The organism is Pseudomonas fluorescens (assembly GCF_001708445.1).
GTDB classification, from domain to species: Bacteria; Pseudomonadota; Gammaproteobacteria; order Pseudomonadales; family Pseudomonadaceae; genus Aquipseudomonas; species Aquipseudomonas gorinensis.
The window spans coordinates 662,557-681,169 of sequence record NZ_CP015637.1 but is presented as its reverse complement, the minus strand read 5'-3'; the positions used below and the strand labels follow the sequence as shown (position 1 = coordinate 681,169).

At 62.0% G+C, this 18,613-nt stretch carries 20 protein-coding genes; 14 read left to right on the top strand and 6 right to left on the bottom strand.

Annotated elements, in window-relative coordinates; translation table 11 throughout:
- Positions 1-14: 14 nt before the first annotated feature.
- The 3 genes from A7317_RS02905 (at position 15) to A7317_RS02895 (ending at position 3,970) form a co-directional block, all read left to right on the top strand.
- Positions 15-1,364, top strand: a complete 1,350-nt coding sequence (locus tag A7317_RS02905) for an aspartate aminotransferase family protein (RefSeq protein ID WP_003188272.1) — start codon at positions 15-17, stop codon at positions 1,362-1,364.
- A gap of 39 nt (positions 1,365-1,403) precedes the next feature.
- Complete coding sequence (locus A7317_RS02900) at positions 1,404-2,897, top strand: CoA-acylating methylmalonate-semialdehyde dehydrogenase (protein WP_069075173.1); 1,494 nt, start codon at positions 1,404-1,406, stop codon at positions 2,895-2,897.
- Between the two features lie 476 nt (positions 2,898-3,373).
- The gene (locus A7317_RS02895) at positions 3,374-3,970 is read left to right on the top strand and encodes a MarC family protein (RefSeq protein ID WP_024073162.1); all 597 of its coding nucleotides are present in this window, start codon (positions 3,374-3,376) and stop codon (positions 3,968-3,970) included.
- On the opposite strand, the gene A7317_RS02890 is transcribed toward A7317_RS02895, so the two are convergent.
- From A7317_RS02890 to cobG, 5 genes are all read right to left on the bottom strand, one after another.
- The gene (locus tag A7317_RS02890) at positions 3,967-4,743 is read right to left on the bottom strand and encodes a hypothetical protein (protein WP_069075172.1); all 777 of its coding nucleotides are present in this window, start codon (positions 4,741-4,743) and stop codon (positions 3,967-3,969) included. The genes A7317_RS02895 and A7317_RS02890 overlap by 4 nt on opposite strands.
- A 238-nt stretch (positions 4,744-4,981) precedes the next feature.
- Positions 4,982-6,619, bottom strand: coding sequence for a precorrin-3B C(17)-methyltransferase (cobJ, locus tag A7317_RS02885; protein WP_069075171.1), 1,638 nt, complete (start codon positions 6,617-6,619; stop codon positions 4,982-4,984).
- Positions 6,619-7,350 carry a precorrin-2 C(20)-methyltransferase gene (locus A7317_RS02880; protein WP_024073159.1) on the bottom strand — a complete coding sequence of 244 codons (732 nt, stop codon included), beginning with the start codon at positions 7,348-7,350 and terminating at the stop codon, positions 6,619-6,621. The genes cobJ and A7317_RS02880 overlap by 1 nt, the downstream gene beginning before the upstream one ends.
- Positions 7,350-7,976, bottom strand: a complete 627-nt coding sequence (locus A7317_RS02875; RefSeq protein WP_069075170.1) for a precorrin-8X methylmutase — start codon at positions 7,974-7,976, stop codon at positions 7,350-7,352. The genes A7317_RS02880 and A7317_RS02875 overlap by 1 nt, the downstream gene beginning before the upstream one ends.
- Complete coding sequence (gene cobG, locus A7317_RS02870; RefSeq protein WP_081329144.1) at positions 7,969-9,258, bottom strand: precorrin-3B synthase; 1,290 nt, start codon at positions 9,256-9,258, stop codon at positions 7,969-7,971. Before cobG ends, A7317_RS02875 begins: the two co-directional genes overlap by 8 nt.
- A 95-nt stretch (positions 9,259-9,353) precedes the next feature.
- On the opposite strand from cobG, the gene A7317_RS02865 reads away from it, so the two are divergent.
- Genes A7317_RS02865 through A7317_RS02850 form a run of 4 tightly spaced genes read left to right on the top strand, consistent with a single transcriptional unit; the run spans position 9,354 to position 11,999 of the window.
- Positions 9,354-10,559 (top strand): bifunctional cobalt-precorrin-7 (C(5))-methyltransferase/cobalt-precorrin-6B (C(15))-methyltransferase, encoded by a 1,206-nt coding sequence (locus A7317_RS02865; RefSeq protein WP_024073156.1) that lies wholly within the window; start codon positions 9,354-9,356, stop codon positions 10,557-10,559.
- On the top strand, positions 10,556-11,281 hold the full coding sequence (locus A7317_RS02860) for a cobalt-precorrin-6A reductase (RefSeq protein WP_024073155.1): 726 nt from the start codon (positions 10,556-10,558) through the stop codon (positions 11,279-11,281). Before A7317_RS02865 ends, A7317_RS02860 begins: the two co-directional genes overlap by 4 nt.
- A gap of 56 nt (positions 11,282-11,337) precedes the next feature.
- Positions 11,338-11,670: a type II toxin-antitoxin system RelE/ParE family toxin gene (locus A7317_RS02855; protein ID WP_024073154.1), complete on the top strand. Its 333-nt coding sequence runs from the start codon at positions 11,338-11,340 to the stop codon at positions 11,668-11,670.
- Between the two features lie 5 nt (positions 11,671-11,675).
- Complete coding sequence (locus tag A7317_RS02850; RefSeq protein ID WP_024073153.1) at positions 11,676-11,999, top strand: DNA-binding protein; 324 nt, start codon at positions 11,676-11,678, stop codon at positions 11,997-11,999.
- A 43-nt stretch (positions 12,000-12,042) separates the two neighbouring features.
- Here the strand turns inward: A7317_RS02850 and A7317_RS02845 are convergent, their stop codons facing one another.
- The gene (locus A7317_RS02845; RefSeq protein ID WP_069075168.1) at positions 12,043-12,297 is read right to left on the bottom strand and encodes a DUF6124 family protein; all 255 of its coding nucleotides are present in this window, start codon (positions 12,295-12,297) and stop codon (positions 12,043-12,045) included.
- Between the two features lie 517 nt (positions 12,298-12,814).
- Between A7317_RS02845 and A7317_RS02840 the strand changes: the two genes are divergently transcribed.
- The 7 genes from A7317_RS02840 to A7317_RS02810 all read left to right on the top strand — a co-directional run bounded on the left by A7317_RS02840 (position 12,815) and on the right by A7317_RS02810 (position 18,506).
- Positions 12,815-13,117 (top strand): type II toxin-antitoxin system RelE/ParE family toxin, encoded by a 303-nt coding sequence (locus A7317_RS02840; protein WP_024073151.1) that lies wholly within the window; start codon positions 12,815-12,817, stop codon positions 13,115-13,117.
- Between the two features lie 3 nt (positions 13,118-13,120).
- The gene (locus A7317_RS02835; RefSeq protein WP_024073150.1) at positions 13,121-13,408 is read left to right on the top strand and encodes an addiction module antidote protein; all 288 of its coding nucleotides are present in this window, start codon (positions 13,121-13,123) and stop codon (positions 13,406-13,408) included.
- 97 nt (positions 13,409-13,505) lie between these two features.
- Entirely contained in the window at positions 13,506-13,901 is a 396-nt protein-coding gene (locus A7317_RS02830; protein WP_024073149.1) for a DUF2946 domain-containing protein, read from the top strand.
- Positions 13,902-13,948: 47 nt separating this feature from the next.
- A complete protein-coding gene (locus A7317_RS02825) occupies positions 13,949-14,431 on the top strand; it encodes a copper chaperone PCu(A)C (RefSeq protein ID WP_069075167.1) in 483 nt (160 codons plus the stop codon).
- Positions 14,432-14,441: 10 nt separating this feature from the next.
- Entirely contained in the window at positions 14,442-14,843 is a 402-nt protein-coding gene (locus tag A7317_RS02820) for a DUF2946 domain-containing protein (protein WP_024073147.1), read from the top strand.
- Between the two features lie 92 nt (positions 14,844-14,935).
- Positions 14,936-17,005 carry a TonB-dependent copper receptor gene (locus A7317_RS02815; protein WP_069075166.1) on the top strand — a complete coding sequence of 690 codons (2,070 nt, stop codon included), beginning with the start codon at positions 14,936-14,938 and terminating at the stop codon, positions 17,003-17,005.
- 118 nt (positions 17,006-17,123) lie between these two features.
- Positions 17,124-18,506, top strand: coding sequence for a PepSY-associated TM helix domain-containing protein (locus tag A7317_RS02810; RefSeq protein WP_069075165.1), 1,383 nt, complete (start codon positions 17,124-17,126; stop codon positions 18,504-18,506).
- Positions 18,507-18,613: the final 107 nt, after the last annotated feature.

Sequence of the window (18,613 nt, the reverse complement as noted above, 5' to 3'; positions counted from 1 at the left end):
GCGAGGTTTTGCTGATGAACATGCCCGAAAACGCCCCATCGTCCCTGGCCAGCCAACTGAAGTTGGACGCGCACTGGATGCCCTACACCGCCAACCGTAACTTCCAGCGCGACCCGCGCCTGATCGTGGCCGCCGAAGGCAGCTGGTTGACCGATGACAAGGGGCGCAAGGTTTACGATTCGTTGTCGGGGCTGTGGACCTGCGGCGCCGGGCATACGCGCAAGGAGATCCAGGAAGCCGTCGCCAAGCAACTGGGTACCCTGGATTACTCGCCGGGCTTTCAATACGGTCATCCGTTGTCCTTCCAATTGGCGGAAAAGATCACCGACCTGACCCCAGGCAACCTGAACCATGTGTTCTTCACTGACTCCGGCTCCGAGTGCGCCGACACGGCGGTGAAAATGGTGCGTGCCTATTGGCGCCTGAAAGGCCAGGCGACCAAGACCAAGATGATTGGGCGTGCCCGTGGTTATCACGGTGTGAACATCGCCGGTACTAGCCTGGGCGGCGTCAACGGCAACCGTAAGCTGTTTGGCCAGGCGATGATGGATGTCGACCATCTGCCTCACACCTTGCTGGCCAGCAATGCCTTTTCCCGCGGCATGCCGGAGCAGGGCGGTATCGCCTTGGCCGATGAGCTGCTCAAGCTGATCGAATTGCATGACGCGTCGAACATCGCGGCAGTGTTTGTCGAGCCGATGGCCGGTTCCGCTGGCGTGCTGGTGCCGCCACAGGGTTATCTCAAGCGCCTGCGTGAAATCTGCGACCAGCACAACATCCTGTTGGTATTCGATGAAGTGATCACCGGTTTTGGCCGTACCGGCTCGATGTTCGGTGCGGACAGCTTCGGCGTGACCCCGGACTTGATGTGCATCGCCAAGCAAGTCACCAACGGCGCGATCCCGATGGGCGCAGTGATTGCCAGCAGCGAGATCTACCAGACCTTCATGAACCAGGCGACGCCGGAGTACGCAGTGGAGTTCCCCCACGGCTACACCTATTCGGCGCACCCGGTGGCCTGTGCCGCTGGCTTGGCGGCACTGGATCTGCTGCAGAAGGAAAACCTGGTGCAGAGCGTGGCTGAAGTCGCGCCACACTTTGAGAATGCGCTGCACGGCTTGAAGGGCAGCAAGAACGTAATCGACATTCGTAACTACGGCCTGGCCGGTGCGATCCAGATTGCCCCGCGTGATGGTGATGCGATCGTGCGTCCATTCGAGGCCGGCATGGCTTTGTGGAAAGCTGGCTTCTACGTGCGCTTTGGTGGGGACACCCTGCAGTTTGGGCCAACCTTCAACAGCAAGCCGCAGGACCTGGATCGTCTGTTTGATGCGGTCGGCGAAGTGCTGAACAAGATCGACTGATTTCTCCTTCTATATAGAACAACTTTTCAGGAGCCCTGCATGAGCCTTATCCAGCATTTGATCAATGGCCAGTTGGTCAGCGAGACCGGTCGCACTGCCGATGTGTACAACCCGTCCACTGGCCAGGTGATTCACCAGGTGCCGTTGGCCAGCCGCGAGACTATTCAGAGCGCAATCGATTCGGCCAAGGCAGCATTTCCGGCCTGGAGGAATACGCCAGCGGCCAAGCGTGCCCAGGTGATGTTTCGTTTCAAGCAATTGCTGGAGCAGAACGAAGCACGTATCTCGCAGTTGATCAGCGAAGAGCATGGCAAGACGCTGGAAGACGCCGCCGGTGAGTTGAAGCGTGGGATCGAGAACGTGGAGTACGCGTGCTCGGCGCCGGAGATTCTCAAGGGCGAGTACAGCCGCAATGTCGGGCCGAACATTGATGCCTGGTCGGATTTCCAGCCGTTGGGCGTGGTGGCAGGCATTACACCGTTCAACTTCCCGGCGATGGTGCCACTGTGGATGTATCCGCTGGCGATCGTTTGCGGCAACTGCTTCATCCTCAAGCCGTCGGAGCGTGATCCAAGCTCGACGTTGCTGATCGCGCAACTATTGCAGGAGGCTGGCCTGCCTAAAGGTGTGCTGAGCGTGGTGCACGGTGACAAGGGCGCGGTGGATGCGTTGATCGAGGCGCCGGAAGTCAAGGCGCTGAGCTTCGTCGGCTCGACACCGATTGCCGAGTACATCTATGCCGAAGCGACCAAACGTGGCAAACGCGTGCAGGCACTGGGCGGGGCGAAGAACCATGCGGTGCTGATGCCGGATGCGGACCTGGATAATGCGGTCAGTGCCTTGATGGGGGCGGCCTATGGTTCGTGCGGTGAACGTTGCATGGCGATCTCGGTGGCCGTGTGCGTGGGTGACCAGGTGGCGGATGCATTGATCGCCAAGCTGGTGCCGCAGGTCAAGGCGCTGAAGATCGGTGCGGGCACCTCCTGCGGGCTGGATATGGGGCCGCTGGTGACAGGGCAGGCGCGGGATAAGGTCAGTGGCTATATAGAAGACGGTGTGGCTGCGGGCGCTGAACTGGTAGTTGATGGTCGTGGCTTGAGTGTTGCCGGGCATGAAGAGGGGTTCTTCCTGGGCGGCAGTTTGTTCGATCGCGTGACGCCCGAGATGCGTATCTATAAAGAAGAGATCTTCGGGCCGGTGCTGTGTGTGGTTCGGGTGAATAGCCTGGAAGCTGCGATGCAGCTGATTAACGATCACGAGTACGGCAACGGTACCTGCATCTTCACCCGTGATGGGGAGGCGGCGCGTCTGTTCTGTGACGAGATTGAAGTGGGGATGGTCGGCGTGAACGTGCCACTGCCGGTGCCGGTGGCGTATCACAGCTTTGGTGGTTGGAAGCGTTCGCTGTTCGGTGACTTGCATGCTTATGGTCCGGATGGGGTGCGTTTCTACACACGTCGCAAGGCGATTACCCAGCGTTGGCCGCAACGGGCCAGTCATGAAGCGTCGCAGTTTGCGTTTCCTAGCTTGTAATAAGCGTTGAAAGCCGGCCCCTTGGGGCCGGCTTTCGTGTATTTGAGGCTTTTTTGATCGATATGACAGAAATATGAAAATAGGTGTTGACGGCAGATTCTGGAAGTCTATAATTCGCCCCACTTCCGGCGCAGTCGAAACGGAAAACTCCTTGGTAAACAAAGAGTTACGCAAGATTCGACCGCTCCTACAGAAGGCGATGTACGCTTAACTGAACGGCATTAGGGCTTGCCCCGCGTTGGGCTGCGCAGCAGCCCCAGTAAAAAAAGAACGCGGTGTATCAGACACTCTGTAGAGGCTGGGCTTGGGGCCGCTTCGCAGCCCAACGCGGGGCAAGCCCGCTCGCCACAGGGGGGATTTGTCTGGGGCTGAAAAGTGGGGCAGATACCCATGGTCATCGGGGCACGCGCCCTCCCACATTTGATCTCTGACGCCTGATAGACTCTCCACACTTTCCCCGCCCACGAGCCGCTCCCATGCTCCACGTGCTATTCAGCGTTTACCTGAAGATGCTGGTGCTCTACAGCCCGTTCTTCGTACTGTCCTGCTTTATCAGCCTGACCCGTGGCTACTCCAGCAAGGAGCGGCGGCGCCTGGCCTGGAAAGTGGCGCTGGCGACCCTGATCTCAAGCGTGTTGCTCTACCTGTTCGGCCGGGTGATTTTCAGTGTATTCGGCATCACCGTGGATGCGTTCCGCATCGGCGCCGGCAGTGTGCTGTTTATCTCCGCCCTGGGGATGGCCCAGGGCAAGTCGGCGGTACAGACCGACAACGTGCAACAGGACGTCACCATTGTGCCGCTGACGATCCCGCTCACGGTCGGCCCCGGCACTATCGGTGCGCTGCTGGTGATGGGCGTCAGCCAGCCCCATTGGGATGACAAGATCTCCGCCATCCTCAGCATCGCCCTGGCCAGCCTCACAGTGGGCGTGGTGCTGTACCTGTCCAACCGTATCGAACGCATTCTCGGCGACCAGGGCTTACAGATTGTCAGCCGGTTGATGGGGTTGTTCGTGTGCGCCCTCGCTGCGCAAATCATCTTTACCGGCGTGCGCGGTTACCTGGTGCCCTAGATCCGGTACTTGGCGATTGCCAGCTGGACCTTGTCGCCCGCACTCTCACGCATCAATTGGATGGTTTTTTCGTTGACCACCGAGGTATTCAGCACCAGGCAGGTTTGCCCGCTGAAAGCCTCGAACGACGAGCTGTCCCACTCCAGAAACGGCAAGCCCACCTGCTTGCTCACGCCCTGGCTGCTGTAGGTCACCAGTACCATCATCACTTCGCCGTCGCGCTCGGCGCAGGATGCCAGGCCAAAATCACCGCCCTGGCGTACGGTGCTGTTGCGCTTGAACAGCTCGAAAGAAGCCGGCTGTTGCTTCAAGGCTTCCAACGCATCGGCCGCCAACTTCGGCAGCGCCTCCAGCCAGGGTCCGCTCAGGGATGTCGACGCCAGCATGGCAGCAATGATATTCAACGCTGCCAGTTGCACCGTCAGGCCCTTGCCAGAGCCTGAGACCCGCTCGAAGCGACTGCGCACCGGCAGCCAGCCCAGGCTGACCATGACCTTGATGAATTCGTCGTACCACTGTTCCGTACCCCGGTGGACCTTCAACACATCGCTCACGTAGCTGCTGGCCAGCAGATAGCTTTTGCGAATGTACTCGCGGTTCAGGCCGCTCAGGCCGTCGGCAAATGAAATCACGCCGTTGTTCACCACCGCCGCATTGCAGTCATCCTCGACGTCGATCTTGACCGGCTGCGCCCCAGGCGCCCCAGGCAGTTTGTACGCGGCGATCAACTTGCGCCGTTTGGTGTGATTGATCCTTCTGTGATGTCGCTCCATTTTCCAGTTCTCCACAAGCACCCCACATAGGGCGTGTGACCACACTAGTCCAGGGGCTGGCGGGTTTTCCAGACGACAAACATCGCTTGCGAACACACCGCGAAAAACGCCTCCCAGCGATCGTTGGGCGTATCCCCCGGCCTTCCGGCTTTCATCGACAAAAAAAGAAAAAGCCCCGCATAACGGCAGGTGTTCACCCATCGTCACTCGGAGCTTTCAGGCCACTGCGGGGCCGTTTTCAGGCGACGGGCTTGGCCCCGTACCAGCGCGGCGTGTACACCCACTCACCGCCACCGGCACGTGGGAACGTGCAGGTGGTGGATGAGCCGACCAGCACCATGGTGCGCATGTCCACCTGGTCGGGCGTGAGTTGCCCCAGCGTGGTGACCCGCAGGGTCTGGCCGGGGCGCCCGATATCGCGGCCCAGTACCACCGGCGTGTCGGCCGTGCGGTGCTGCGCGACGATTTCCAGGGCACGCCCCAATTGCCATGGCCGCGCCCGCGAGATCGGGTTGTAGAACGCCAGGGCCAGGTCGGCCTGGGAAGCGAGGTCCAGGCGTTTTTCGATAATCGCCCAGGGCTTGAGGTTATCCGACAGCGACATCACACAGAAATCATGTCCCAACGGTGCGCCTGCCTGGGCAGCCGTGGCCAGGCTGGCGGACACCCCCGGCAGGATTTCCAGGTCGACCTGATGCCACGCCGGGTCACTGGACTCGTGCAACGCCTCGATCACCGCCGCAGCCATGGCGAATACACCAGGGTCGCCGGACGACACCACCACCACCGAACGGCCTTGGGCTGCCAGCTCGAACGCGTGGCGTGCACGCTGCATTTCTTCACGGTTATCAGTGCAGTGCTGCACCTGGTCGTCACGGAAAGGCCCGGCCATGCGCACATAGGTTTCATAGCCCAGTACATCGGTGCAACGCGCCAGCTCGGCCTTCACCGCCGGAACCATCAGTTCGGCCGCGCCAGGGCCCAGGCCGATCACGGCGAGGCGCCCACGCGCGCGGCCAATTTGCGACACATCCAGGGGCTGCTCGGCGACAGTGAGCATGATCTCTGCGTCTTGCTCCACCTTGGCGAAGCGCAGCGGCACGCCCAACGCCAACGCGGCATCCTGCAACGATGCTTGCGCCATCTGCGTCTCACTGGCCAACAGGCAGGCCAGGGATTGCACGGCGATCCCCGCGTCATGCAACGCCGTGCGCACACGCGCCGCCAACTGCGCACCGGGCTTGCACGTAGCGCAGACGTTCTTCGGATAGATCAGCAATTCATTGGCCGCAGGCGCACGCTCGGTATTGCCCACATGAATCGCCAGGCGCGCCTGCTGATCCTGCGGCAGGTTGGCCTGGTCCAGCCACGGCGCGGCACCTTCGATGCGCACGCTTTCGCCGGCCAGCAGGTCCGAGACAAAGCGCTTGCCCAGCTCCAGGTCACCCAGTTGATAGCCCGCCGGCGGGTTGAGCAGGCAGGTGCCGAAACGCAACTCGCCGCTGGTGGTGATCGCAGCGTGCACGCCCAGGGCCGCGGCAATATCCCGCGCCATGACGTTTACGCCTCCCAGGCCGCCCAGCAGCGGTACAACGGCACTGCCGTCTTCAGCCACGGCCAGCACGGCGGGTTCTTCGCCTTTTTCCAGCAGCAGCGGCGCCAGGGTGCGGATCACGATACCGGCCGCGCACAACGCAATCAGCGGCGTGCCTTGCTGGTACAGCTGGCGCAGGGTCGCACCGAACTCACTGTAGGCTTGGTCCGCGCCGTCGACCCGCCCGGCCAGGCCATGGATCAGCGCGCCAGGGTAAACCTGTTGAATCTTGCGCGCAGTGGCCAGGCTGCCCTGGCCAAGGATGACAATCGCCGGCTTCATCAACCTTGCCACCGTTCACCGGGCACGATGATCAATGAGAAATACGGTGACGACATCGGCTCCACCTGATCCAGCGGCACGATCTTCTGGTTGGCCATGGTGGCGCGCTCCACATACAGCGCACGCTCGGCCAGGCCGAGTTCTTCCAGCACCTGGCGCACCTTGGGGAAATTGCGCCCCAGTTTCATGATCACCGCCGCATCGGCATCCGCCAGGCGGCGCTTGAGGTCGTCATGGGGCAACACACCCGAGAGCACTGACAGGCTCTGGTTGCGATACACCAATGGCGCGCCGAGTACCGAGGCGCCACCGAGCATCGAGCACACGCCCGGGATGACCTGGGCTTCGTAGCGCTCGGCGAGGCGGTCGTGCAAGTACATGTAGGAGCCGTAGAAGAACGGGTCGCCTTCGCAGATCACCGCCACGTCGCGGCCGGCGTCCAGATGCGCGGCGACGTCGAGGCTGGCGCCGTCGTAGAAGTCGCTGATCACTTGCTCATAGGACAGCGGCGCCGGCAGCGCTTCGGTGGTCACGGGGTACACCAGCGGCATCAGGGTCTGTTGCGGCACCAGATGGTCTTCGATGATGCCGAAGGCGTTACCCTTCTTACCCTTGGCCACGAAGTACGCCACCACGGGCGACTCGCGCAGCAGGCGCAGGGCCTTGAGGGTGATCAGCTCCGGGTCACCGGGACCGACGCCCAGGCCGATCAAACGTCCGCGTGCCGGCATTATTCGACCTCCGTGGCGAGGGCATTGACCGCGGCGGCGGCCATGGCACTGCCGCCCAGGCGGCCTTGCATGATCACGAAGGGCACGCCACGGCTATCGGCGGCCAGCATGGCCTTGGACTCGGCGGCGCCGACAAAACCGACCGGGAACCCCAGGATCAGCGCCGGCTTCGGCGCACCGGCGTCGAGCATCTCCAGCAGGTAGAACAAAGCCGTCGGCGCGTTGCCGATCACCACCACACTGCCTGCCAGGTGCGGGCGCCACAGCTCCAGTGCGGCGGCGGAACGGGTGTTGCCCAGCTCCCGCGCCAACGCCGGCACGCTGTCGTCGCGCAGGGTGCAGATCACTTCGTTGTTGGCCGGCAGGCGCGCGCGGGTCACGCCTTCGGAGACCATCCGCGCATCACACAGAATCGGCGCGCCAGCAGCCAGCGCATCACGCCCGGCCTTGCCCGCGCCTTCGGAAAACTGCAGGCCGTCGATGGCCTCGACCATGCCGCAGGCATGAATCACCCGCACCGCGAGTTTCTCCAAATCAGCCGGGATACGCTCCAACTTGGCTTCCGCGCGAATAATGGCGAAGGAGTTGCGATAGATCTCCTGACCGTCGCGGATGTAATCAATCATCGGTGTTGCTCCGTGGGCGAGCGCGCAGCAGGGCGCCCGCCGCTTCAATGGAAAGAGTGCGCGCGTGCAGCCGGCCGAAGCCTGGGTGGGCGGCATCGCGAAAATAGAGGTCGTAGTGGCCGGGACTCACCGCCAGCAGGGTGACCGGCGCGGTATGTGCCGCAGCGCAGGAGCGTGGGCAGCCGGACAGGTGAACCTCGTGCTCGGTCTGTAATGAGGCCAGTCGCATGGCGTCGACCTTGGTATCGGCCAGGGCCTTTACGCAGCCACTGGAACCGGTGCAGGCGGTCATGCGCGCCAGGGGTTGGTCGGGAGTGCAGAGGAAGCCCAGCTGCCCCAGGCGTTGGGTCACGGCGTGAGGTTTTTCGACGTTGGGCAGCAGCACACCTTGCCAAGGGGTGAAGCGCAATGTGCCGTCGCCATGTTCGTTGGCGAGTTGCGCGACGCCCCTGAGCATCGTCGAATCCAGGCGCCCCAAGGGTACGATGGCAGCGACGTAGAATTGATTTTTTTGAGACTGTGGATAACTCCCGAGGTGCAGCAAAGCACCGCTGGGCGGGCGCTGGAAGCCGTCGGCTGGCAGCAGCGGCAGGCTGAGGCGGCTCAGCAACTTATCCACAGCCAGATGGCGCATGCGCGTTTGCTCTGGGGTGGCGAGGTCAAGAAACGCCTCCAACACCGCCACCACCAATGCATGACCCTGCTCCAACGGCACGGCAGCCAACGGCGCATCCAGTCCCGGACAACCTGCCAGGCCGAACGCGAGGAGCGTCTGGCCATTGCGCACGAACGCCGACAGCCACAGATCGTGATGATGCTCGAGCATCGCCAGGGCCTCGCCGCCGTCCAGTTGCACGGCGAACTTGGCCGACAACTCATGGAAACGCGGATGATTTTGCAGGGTGGCGAGGATCTGCTCGGCCAGCGGGCGGGTGTCGAACAGCATCTGTGGATCAATACCGGCACTGGGGCTGAGCATCAGGTTGCGTACGTCATCCCCGGCGGCGTTGCTCGGACCCAGGTCGGCGGCCAGCAGCCTGGCGATCAAGGCGTCTTGCTCGACACCGATCCCGCGAATCTGCAGGTTCGCGCGGTTGGTCGCCTCGATCACGCCCCCCGCGTACGCCTGGGCCGCATCCGCCACGGCATGGGCCTGGGCGGCGCTGATCGAGCCACCGGCCAATTTGATCCGGCAAATGCCGCCATCCAGCGCCTGGACGATACGCAGCAACCCCGGACAAGCCGAGGGGCGCAAGGTGTTCAGAGCGGGCGTTGGGTTCACAGGGCTACCGGTTCACGGGTAAAGGCGCGGTATTATGCCTGCTTTGTCCGGCGGCATGAAAAGCCTGCCCGTCGGATGTCGTTCAAGGAATTGATATGTCGCCCTGGCTGACGGTTGTAGGCATCGGTGAAGACGGCTTCAAGGGGCTGGGCAGGAATGCCCGGCATGCCCTGTTGCGCGCCTCGCGGATTATAGGTGGTCAGCGCCAGTTGGACCTGTTGCCGGTGTGTATTCGTGGTGAGCGCCAGGTGTGGCCGAGCCCGTTTTCCCTGGAACCGGTACTGGCGCGGCGTGGCGAGCCTGTGTGCGTGCTGGCCAGCGGCGACCCGATGTTCTATGGCGTGGGCGCCAGTTTGGCGCGCCAAGTGGCGGCTGAAGAACTGCTGATCTTGCCGGCGCCGTCGTCGGTGTCGTTGGCGGCGGCGCGGTTGGGCTGGCCGTTGCAGGAGGTGGTGACGCTGTCCGTAGTGGCCCGGCCGGTGGCGGCGCTCAACGCGCATCTGGCCACGGGTGTGCGTTTATTGGTACTGAGTAATGACGGCGGCAGTCCCGCGTTGATTGCTTCGTTGTTGGCCGAATCCGGGTTTGGGCCCAGCCGATTGACAGTGTTTGAACACCTGGACGGCGCGGATGAGCGGCGCATCGACGGTTTGGCCGAGGATTGGCAACACGCCTCGGTCGCCGACTTGAACCTGGTCGCCATCGACTGCCTGGCCTCCAGCGACACACCCCGTCTATCGCGCCTCGCTGGCTTGCCCGATTCCGCCTTCCGGCACGACGGCCAACTGACCAAGCGCGACGTCCGCGCCATGACCCTCGCCCGCCTCGCCCCGATGCCCGGCGAGCTGCTGTGGGATGTGGGTGCGGGCAGCGGCTCCATCGGCATCGAATGGATGCGTGCGCACCCCAGCTGTCGCGCACTGGCGATTGAAGCGGACGAAGGCCGCCAGGGCCTTATTGAACACAACCGCGACGCCCTCGGCGTGCCCGGTTTGCAGTTGATTCGTGGCAAAGCCCCGGAAGCCTTGCACGGCCTTACAGCACCCGACGCCATCTTCATCGGCGGCGGAGTCACCCGCGAGGGCGTGCTCGACACCTGCTGGCAACACCTGCGCCCCGGCGGCCGGCTCGTCGCCAACGCCGTGACCCTGCAAAGTGAAATGACCTTGATGAACTGGCGCGCTCAACATGGCGGCGAACTGACCCGTATCCACGTCGCTCAGGCCCAGCCGCTGGGTGAATTCGATACGTGGCGGCAGGCGCTTCCGATCACCCTGCTGGAAGTGGTCAAGCCGCGATGAAACGCATCCTGCTGCTGGGCGGTGTGACCGAAGCGCTGGCTATCGCTCGTACGTTGGGGCCGGAGCATATCTACAGCCTGGCCGGTGTGGGCCGTGTGCCGACCGATCTCGCCTGCCAAGTGCGTGTCGGCGGTTATGGCGGCGCCGAAGGGCTGGCGCAGTTTGTGCGCGACGAACACATCAGCTTGATTCTCGACGCCACCCACCCGTACGCGGCGCAGATCAGCCGCAATGCCGCCGAGGCAGCAAGGGTGTGCGGTGTGCCGTGTTGGGCGTTGCGGCGTCCGGCGTGGCAGCCGCAGGCGGGGGATGATTGGCGAGAGGTCAGCGATTGGGCCGCGTTGATTGAAGCGTTGAAACCGTTCAAGCGCCCGCTGTTCACGTTGGGACGAGAGCCGCTGCAGCACCTTGATGAGATCCCGCCGGAGCAGTTCTGGACGTTGCGCGCGCTGGATGTGTATCCCGGCAATGAGCGCTGTGAAGTGATTGGCGCACGCGGGCCTTTCTTGATCGAGGATGAGCGGGCGTTGTTCGAACGGCGTGGCATTGACGTGCTGATCAGCAAGAACAGCGGCAGCACAGCGACGGAGCCGAAGCTGGAAGTGGCGAGGGAGCGTGGGGTGCCGGTATTGGTGTTGAAGCGGCCGGTGTTGGCGGCTGTGGATCGGGAGCTTTTGTCGCCCGCGGAAACAATCGATTCGTTGGCAGATTTCATTCGATAAGTCAGGATCGCTCGCTTGCTTGATTAGTAACCTATTTGTTACCTTCAGGGCGACCAATGATTGAAATTGAAGAATACCGACGCGATAACCAGTTGAGCCCATTCGATGAGTGGTTTTCATCGTTGAGTGTGCCGGCAGCAACCAAAGTTTCAACTGCTTTGTTTCGACTTGAAATGGGCAATACAAGCAACATCAAATGGTTCGATGGGCTCGGCGAATACCGCATCGACTGGGGGCCAGGCCTACGAATTTATCTGATACAAGAGGGCCACCGATTAATCATTCTGTTCGGTGGTGGCGACAAGTCCAGTCAAAAGCGCGATATCAAGACCGTGAAGTCGCTGATCGATCAGTATCAGCGTGACAAGAAAGTGAAACAAAAGAGGTAACCAGCATGGCGCTTACCCGCAGCTACAAACACACAATCGCCGAGCGTGCTCAACGTGATCCTGAATTCGCCCAAGCTCTTCTTGATGAGGCCGCTACACTGTTTCTCAATGGTGAACCGGAAATTTCACGTGTGATTCTGCGCGATTTGGTCAACGCCACAGTGGGCTTTGAAGGACTCGCAAAGGAAACCGCCAAACCGAGCAAAAGCCTGCATCGGATGCTATCAGCCAGTGGTAATCCAAGCATGGATAATCTCTCGGCGATTTTTGCGGTGATTAGAAAAGCCCTGGGCGTTGATATGCAGGTACACGGAGTTCCCACTGCCTAATTTGATCGTTCCCCTGCTCTGCGTGGGGACGATCACAGTCGTGTTATTCGCTGCCTGCGGCTGTTGTCTGCCCAACACCATCGTGTACCCGATCAGCCAGCAACTGCGCCAGCTCGATCAACTGCGCAACGCCCAGTAATTCCTCGCGTGGTGCGCCTTCCAGGTTAAAGGCGAAGTCGCAACTCAGCGCATTGGCCGAGGCGAGTGTTTCGCTGAGGTTGACCAACAGGTCTTCGGCGCTGATGCCATCTGCCACGGTGAACAGCCAAACGGGGGGATTTGGGGTGGGTTTGATCATTGTGAAGCTCCTTAGAAAGGTGGAGCTGCCACTGATTCGCCGCGACGCGATAGGGTGGCAGCTGTACGCAGGTTCGCGGACCGGTCTAAGGCATCCCGGCATACCCGAAGGTATCCCGCGCACAGCCACCATTTAGCCGCACAGTAGACGATAAAAAAGCATCAACTGAAAGCAGGCGATAGCGCTTTTGCTCTTAGAAAACCCGGGCCGCGACGCCCGTCCGCTGCGTTTACAGCGGTGTACGGAGACTAGAGACCGAGTGTCCTAGGGACAACCTCAAATCCCTGTCGGAAATTTCTGCTTGTACGAATAACCAGCCAAACGACTAGCTATTTGGCCTCCCTCCAAAAAGTCGATTCTCCCTACAAACACTTCCGAACCAGCTGGCTGGCTCAGCCAAAAGCCCCCGCCCTAACCTCCTCCCTCGCGGTTTTACGTCAGCGCCCGCGAGGGGGATGCACTGCTTTTGCAGCGCGTCGCATCTTGCCACTTTGTATCCCAAGGAATACGATCCAAGATGATTCAGTTTAAGAAGTCAAAACACTTTTTAGAATGGCTTGATTCGTTACGCAGTAAACCCGCGCGAGCACGCGTACTGGCAAGGTTGGATCACGCGCAATGGGGCAACTTTGGAGACTGCGAAGCACTCGGAAATGGCGTTTTTGAAATGCGCATCCACTATGGCCCTGGCTACAGGGTTTATTTCACTCGCAGAGGCGAGGTGGTTTACCTGCTGTTGATCGGAGGCGACAAATCAACGCAGAAACGTGACATTCAGCGCGCTAAACAAATTGCAGAAGACTTTGAAAAAAAGGAGTAACTCATGAATGAATTCACTGACTTCGACGTGGCGGAGCACCTAAAAAACCCCGAGGATATGGCCGAATATCTTGAAGCGTGCTTCGAAGAAGATACGGGTGACGGTCTGCTGATCCGTTCAGCGCTAAACAACATCGCCCGCGCCCAAGGCATGACCCAAGTAGCCCGCGATGCCGGCCTCGGAAGAGAAAGTCTATACAAAGCCCTCTCCAGCAATGGCAATCCCGAGTTCGCGACTATCATGAAAGTCATGAAGGCTTTGGGCCTCAAGCTTCACGCTACAGCGATCTGATAGTACTGCGACACCAAACCACACCGCCCCTTTTTACTTATCCCCCTCGATCAGGCTAAATACCCACCTGATCGTTTAACCCTACGGATTGTCCGCCATGGCCCGTCAACGCTTTGCAATTGCCTGGATCGCCTGCCTTGCAGTGCTGTTCAATGCGTTTGCCATGCCGATGGCCAGTGCAATGCAGCAGTCCAAGGACCCCGTACGGCAATTGATGTGGGGCAGTTTCTGTTCGTCCAATGGCGCCAGCCTGAAGACGATTGCCTTGGGCAAGCTGGAAATTCCGGCGCCGCAGCAGGACGAGCATTCCGCCATGCAGCATTGCTGGTGTTGCTCGGGCTCACCGTCGCTGGTGGCGTTGCCGGGGCATGTGCCGCAGTTGTACGTCACGCGGTTCGAGGCGGTGCAGAGCCTGCCGCCGCCCTCGTCGCAAAATCCCACACCGCGCCAGCAATGGCCGAGCCTTAACCCCCGCGCCTCTCCAACGGTCTGATTGCCTTCGCAAATGAACTGCGTTTAGAACCGTTCTGGAGAACTGCCATGCTTAAATCTTCCCTGCTTCTGGCTGCGTTGCTGCTGCCAGTGTTCAGTGCTGCCAATGCCGCCGACTACAAGGCTGGAGACCTGTCGGTCAGCGATCCCTGGTCCCAGGCGTTGCCGCCCAATGCGCCGACCGTCGCCGCGTATTTCGTGATTCATAACACCGGCGAGAAGCCAGACCGCCTGCTCAGCGTCGAGACGCCGGTGGCGGACAAGGCTGAGCTGCATGAGCATGTGATGCAGGGCGATTTGATGAAGATGCAACAAGTGCCCAGCGTTGCCGTGCCGGCCAAGGGTGACTTGACCTTCGCACCCATGGCCTATCACGTGATGTTGCTGGGCCTCAAGGACCGCAGCCTGCTGGCCGATGGCAAGCAATTCCCACTGACCCTGACCTTCGAAAAAGCCGGCAAGGTCGAAGTGGAAGTGTCGGTGCAGAAAGCGCCGCCGATGGCCGGCCACGAGCATATGCACGCTCAGTAAGCCAACCTCGATGGGCGCCCCTCGCGCCAGGTTATCTCCACATCGCCGCGTGATGCGCGGCAGTTGGATCAGCCTGTTCGCCATGCTGATGATCTTTATCGGTCCGCTGATTTCCCAAGCGATGCCGACGGATCAGCACGCCGGTATGTCCATGGCCATGTCGATGGACATGCCCAACTGCCATGGCGAGTCCAAGCCAACCAAGACGCCCGACGAGCATCACGTCCTCTGGGAAAAGTGCGGCTATTGCAGCCTGCTCTTCAGTTGCCCGGCCCTGCCTGGCAGCGTGTCATTCATGGCCCTCGGCCCCCCACCGCCGGCCAATGCCCTCACCCCCTCCCCGCGCCTGGGCCATGCCCGGCAGAGCATTTTCCCCGGCGCACGCAGCCGCGCGCCCCCCATCGCCTCGTAAACCCTTAACACCGTTACTTCACCCCGGCCGACTTTAGACAGACAGCCGCAGGCTGCTGGCCGTGTTGTTTACGATTGATAGATGGAATGTGTATGTCCAGGTTTACTGCTGACTCCCGTTTGGGAAACGCCCCCGTGTTCGCCGTTCTGTGCGGCGCACTCTTGGCGCCACAGGCCCATGCCGACGAGCACGCCGAGCATGAGCTGACGCCCACCGTGATCACCGCGATCGCTCCCAGTTCGCCACTGACCGTGGTCACCAACCCCAAGGACCCGCGCCAACCGGTGCCCGCCAGCGACGGCGGCGACTACCTCAAGACCATCCCCGGCTTTGCCCTGGTGCGCAACGGCGGCACCAATGGCGACCCGGTGCTGCGCGGCATGTTCGGTTCGCGCCTGAACATCCTCACCAATGGCAGCATGATGCTCGGCGCCTGCCCAGGGCGGATGGATGCGCCCACCTCGTATATTTCCCCGGAAACCTACGACAAGCTCACCGTGATCAAAGGCCCGCAGACCGTGCTCTGGGGACCCGGCGCCTCGACGGGCACGATTCTCTTCGAGCGCGAGCCGGAGCAGTTCGGCGAACTCGGCACGCGGATCAATGCCAGCGTGCTGGCCGGCTCCAACGGCCGCTTCGACAAAGTCATCGATGCCGCCGCTGGCGGGCCATTGGGCTATGTGCGGGTGATCGGCAACCAGGCGCATGCCGACGACTACAAGGACGGCAACAACGACACCGTCGCCTCGCGCTATGACAAATGGAACGGCGACGTCGCGGTCGGCTTCACCCCCGACGCCGATACCCTGCTCGAACTCACCGCCGGCCGTGGCGATGGCGAGGCGCGCTACGCCGGGCGCGGCATGGATGGCTCGCAGTTCCTGCGCGAAAGCCTGGGCCTGCGTTTCGAGAAATCCAATCTCGGCGAGGTGCTGGATAAGGTCGAAGCCCAGGTCTACTACAACTACGCCGACCACGTGATGGACAACTACAGCCTGCGCGTCCCGTCGGGCACCGGGATGATGGCCGGGCCCATGGCCTCCAACGTTGACCGCCGCACCCTCGGCGCGCGCATCAAGGCCACCTGGCGCTGGGCCGATGTACAGCTCATCAGTGGCCTGGACGCGCAGACCAACGAACACCGCCAGCGCAGCAGCATGGGCATCGATACCTACAAGGACCTGCCACGCAACAAGGACGCCAACTTCCACAACTACGGCGTGTTCGGCGAACTGACCTGGTACGCCGCCGACCGCGATCGCCTGGTCACCGGCGCACGCCTGGACCGCGCCTCGGCCAAGGACTTCCGCCAGACTACCGGCTCGGGAATGATGGCCCGCCCCAACCCGACCGCCAACGACACCCGCGCCGACACCCTGCCTTCGGGCTTTGTGCGGTATGAGCATGACCTGGCCGACACCCCCACGACCCTCTATGCGGGCCTGGGCCACTCGGAGCGCTTCCCGGATTACTGGGAGCTGTTTTCCCCCAACACCGGGGCGGTCGGATCAGTCAACGCGTTCGATGGCGTGAAGCCGGAGAAAACCACCCAGCTCGACTTCGGCGCGCAATACAAGACTGCCGACCTTGAAGCCTGGGCCTCGGGCTACATCGGCCAGGTGCGCGATTTCATCCTGTTCGACTACCAGCCTGGGATGATGGGTACCACGTCCCAGGCACGTAATGTCGATGCGCGCATCATGGGCGGCGAACTGGGCGCGGCCTACAAGCTGACCCCAAACTGGAAGGCCGACGCCACCCTCGCCTACGCCTGGGGCAAGAACAGCAGCGACGGCAAGGCCCTGCCGCAAATGCCGCCCCTGGACGCACGCCTGGGCCTGACCTACAGCGAGGACGACTGGAGTGCCGGCGCCCTGTGGCGCGTGGTCGCCGCACAAAACCGCATCGACCAGAACGCGGGCAACGTGGTCGGCAAGGACTACGACAAGAGCGGTGGCTTTGGCGTGTTCTCGCTGAACGGCGCGTACCGCATCAATAAAAACTTCAAGGTCAGCACCGGCGTCGACAACCTGTTCGGCAAGGCCTACGCCGAGCACTTGAACCTGGCCGGCAACGCGGGGTTCGGCTACCCGGCCAGCGACCCGCAAGCCATCAAGGAACCGGGGCGCACGCTCTGGACCAAGGTGGACATGAGCTTCTAAAAGCATCGGGGGCAAGCCCCCCTCCCACAATTGGAATGCATTCCACATGTGGGAGGGGGCTTGCCCCCGATGGCGGCCTGACCAACGACAACAATTCAAGCTTTGCGGAGCATCCCCAATGACCACTCAAAAAGTCTCCTTCTACAACCTGGCCTGGCGCTGGCACTTCTACGCCGGGCTCTTCGTCGCCCCTTTCATGGTGCTGCTGGCCCTGACCGGCATCATCTACCTGTTCAAGCCCCAGCTCGACCCGCTGATGTATGGCGACCTGCTCAAGGTGCAAACCGCCGAGCACGCGTTGAGTGCCGATGAGCAACTGCAACGGGCCCAGGCGGCCTTTCCCCACGGCAAGCTCAGCAAGTACTTGCCACCGGCCGACGCCACCAGCAGCGCACAGTTCGTCATGCGCGCTGGCGGCCGCGACGTGACGGTCTTTGTCGACCCCTATCGCGGTACGGTACTGGGTGAGCAGGATGCCAAGTACAACCTGCAGGCCATCGCCCGCGCCCTGCATGGCGAGCTGATGATCGGCACCGTCGGCGATCGCCTGGTGGAGCTTGCCGCCGGTTGGGGCGTGATGCTGGTGGTGTCCGGCCTGTACCTGTGGTGGCCGCGCGGCAAGGCCTCGGCCGGGGTGCTGTGGCCACGGTTCAGCAGTCGTGGCCGTGTGTTCTGGCGCGATCTGCACGCGGTCGCCGGTTTCTGGGGCGCGGCCTTCTTGCTGGTGATGCTGCTCAGCGGCATGACCTGGACGGGCTTCTGGGGCAAGCAATACGCTGACCTGTGGAACACCTTCCCGGCGGCGATGTGGAACAACGTGCCGCAGTCAGACCAGCAGGCGCGGGTGCTCAACACGGCGACTCAGCAGACCGTGCCCTGGGCCATGGAAAACACGCCGATGCCGATGTCCGGCGACCATGCCGAGCACATGCAGCACGGTGCCACGCACGCCGCTCCCGCCGCGCCCACGGTCAGCCTGCAACAGGTGGTCGAGCTGGCCAACGCACGCAAGGTCGAACCCGGCTACAGCATCACGTTCCCCACCACGGCCGACGGTGTGTTCACCATCGCGGTATTCGCCGACGACCCGCGCAACGACGCCACCCTGCATGTGGATCAATACACCGGCAAGGTGCTGGCCGACGTGCGCTGGGAACACTACGGCATCGTCGCACGCGCGACCGAGACCGGTGTGATGCTGCATGAGGGCAAGATGTTCGGCTGGGTCAACCAACTGATCGTGCTGCTGATCTGCCTGATGATCCTGCTCAGTGCGGTCAGTGGCGTGGTGATCTGGTGGAAACGCCGGCCACAGGGTGGCCTGGGGGTTCCGCCGCTGCGCCATGACCTGCCGAAGTGGAAAACCGCCCTGGTGATCATGCTCGGGTTGGCGATCATTTTTCCCTTGGTGGGCGCGTCGTTGATAACCGTATGGGCCTTGGATCGCCTGGTGTTGACGCGTTTTTTCAACCCCGACAAATCTGCTTCCCGCTCCGCATGAAACAGGCGCCGCGCCCAGGCCACCGGCAACACGGCCTGGGCAGCGGCGGTTCGTTGATCCGGGCCCTTTCACCGCCCCTCGGGGGCGCCGTCATGGCCCTGTTCCAG

Coding starts and splice junctions, on each gene's coding strand:
- A7317_RS02895 (WP_024073162.1), top strand. CDS start 3,374: ATGCTCCACGTGCTATTCAGCGTTTACCTGAAGATGCTGGTGCTCTAC.
- A7317_RS02840 (WP_024073151.1), top strand. CDS start 12,815: ATGATTCAGTTTAAGAAGTCAAAACACTTTTTAGAATGGCTTGATTCG.
- A7317_RS02860 (WP_024073155.1), top strand. CDS start 10,556: ATGAAACGCATCCTGCTGCTGGGCGGTGTGACCGAAGCGCTGGCTATC.
- A7317_RS02845 (WP_069075168.1), bottom strand. CDS start 12,297: ATGATCAAACCCACCCCAAATCCCCCCGTTTGGCTGTTCACCGTGGCA.
- A7317_RS02905 (WP_003188272.1), top strand. CDS start 15: ATGAACATGCCCGAAAACGCCCCATCGTCCCTGGCCAGCCAACTGAAG.
- A7317_RS02855 (WP_024073154.1), top strand. CDS start 11,338: ATGATTGAAATTGAAGAATACCGACGCGATAACCAGTTGAGCCCATTC.
- A7317_RS02880 (WP_024073159.1), bottom strand. CDS start 7,350: ATGCCGGCACGCGGACGTTTGATCGGCCTGGGCGTCGGTCCCGGTGAC.
- A7317_RS02865 (WP_024073156.1), top strand. CDS start 9,354: ATGTCGCCCTGGCTGACGGTTGTAGGCATCGGTGAAGACGGCTTCAAG.
- A7317_RS02810 (WP_069075165.1), top strand. CDS start 17,124: ATGACCACTCAAAAAGTCTCCTTCTACAACCTGGCCTGGCGCTGGCAC.
- A7317_RS02830 (WP_024073149.1), top strand. CDS start 13,506: ATGGCCCGTCAACGCTTTGCAATTGCCTGGATCGCCTGCCTTGCAGTG.
- cobJ (WP_069075171.1), bottom strand. CDS start 6,619: ATGAAGCCGGCGATTGTCATCCTTGGCCAGGGCAGCCTGGCCACTGCG.
- A7317_RS02900 (WP_069075173.1), top strand. CDS start 1,404: ATGAGCCTTATCCAGCATTTGATCAATGGCCAGTTGGTCAGCGAGACC.
- A7317_RS02815 (WP_069075166.1), top strand. CDS start 14,936: ATGTCCAGGTTTACTGCTGACTCCCGTTTGGGAAACGCCCCCGTGTTC.
- A7317_RS02825 (WP_069075167.1), top strand. CDS start 13,949: ATGCTTAAATCTTCCCTGCTTCTGGCTGCGTTGCTGCTGCCAGTGTTC.
- A7317_RS02850 (WP_024073153.1), top strand. CDS start 11,676: ATGGCGCTTACCCGCAGCTACAAACACACAATCGCCGAGCGTGCTCAA.
- A7317_RS02875 (WP_069075170.1), bottom strand. CDS start 7,976: ATGATTGATTACATCCGCGACGGTCAGGAGATCTATCGCAACTCCTTC.
- A7317_RS02835 (WP_024073150.1), top strand. CDS start 13,121: ATGAATGAATTCACTGACTTCGACGTGGCGGAGCACCTAAAAAACCCC.
- A7317_RS02890 (WP_069075172.1), bottom strand. CDS start 4,743: ATGGAGCGACATCACAGAAGGATCAATCACACCAAACGGCGCAAGTTG.
- A7317_RS02820 (WP_024073147.1), top strand. CDS start 14,442: ATGGGCGCCCCTCGCGCCAGGTTATCTCCACATCGCCGCGTGATGCGC.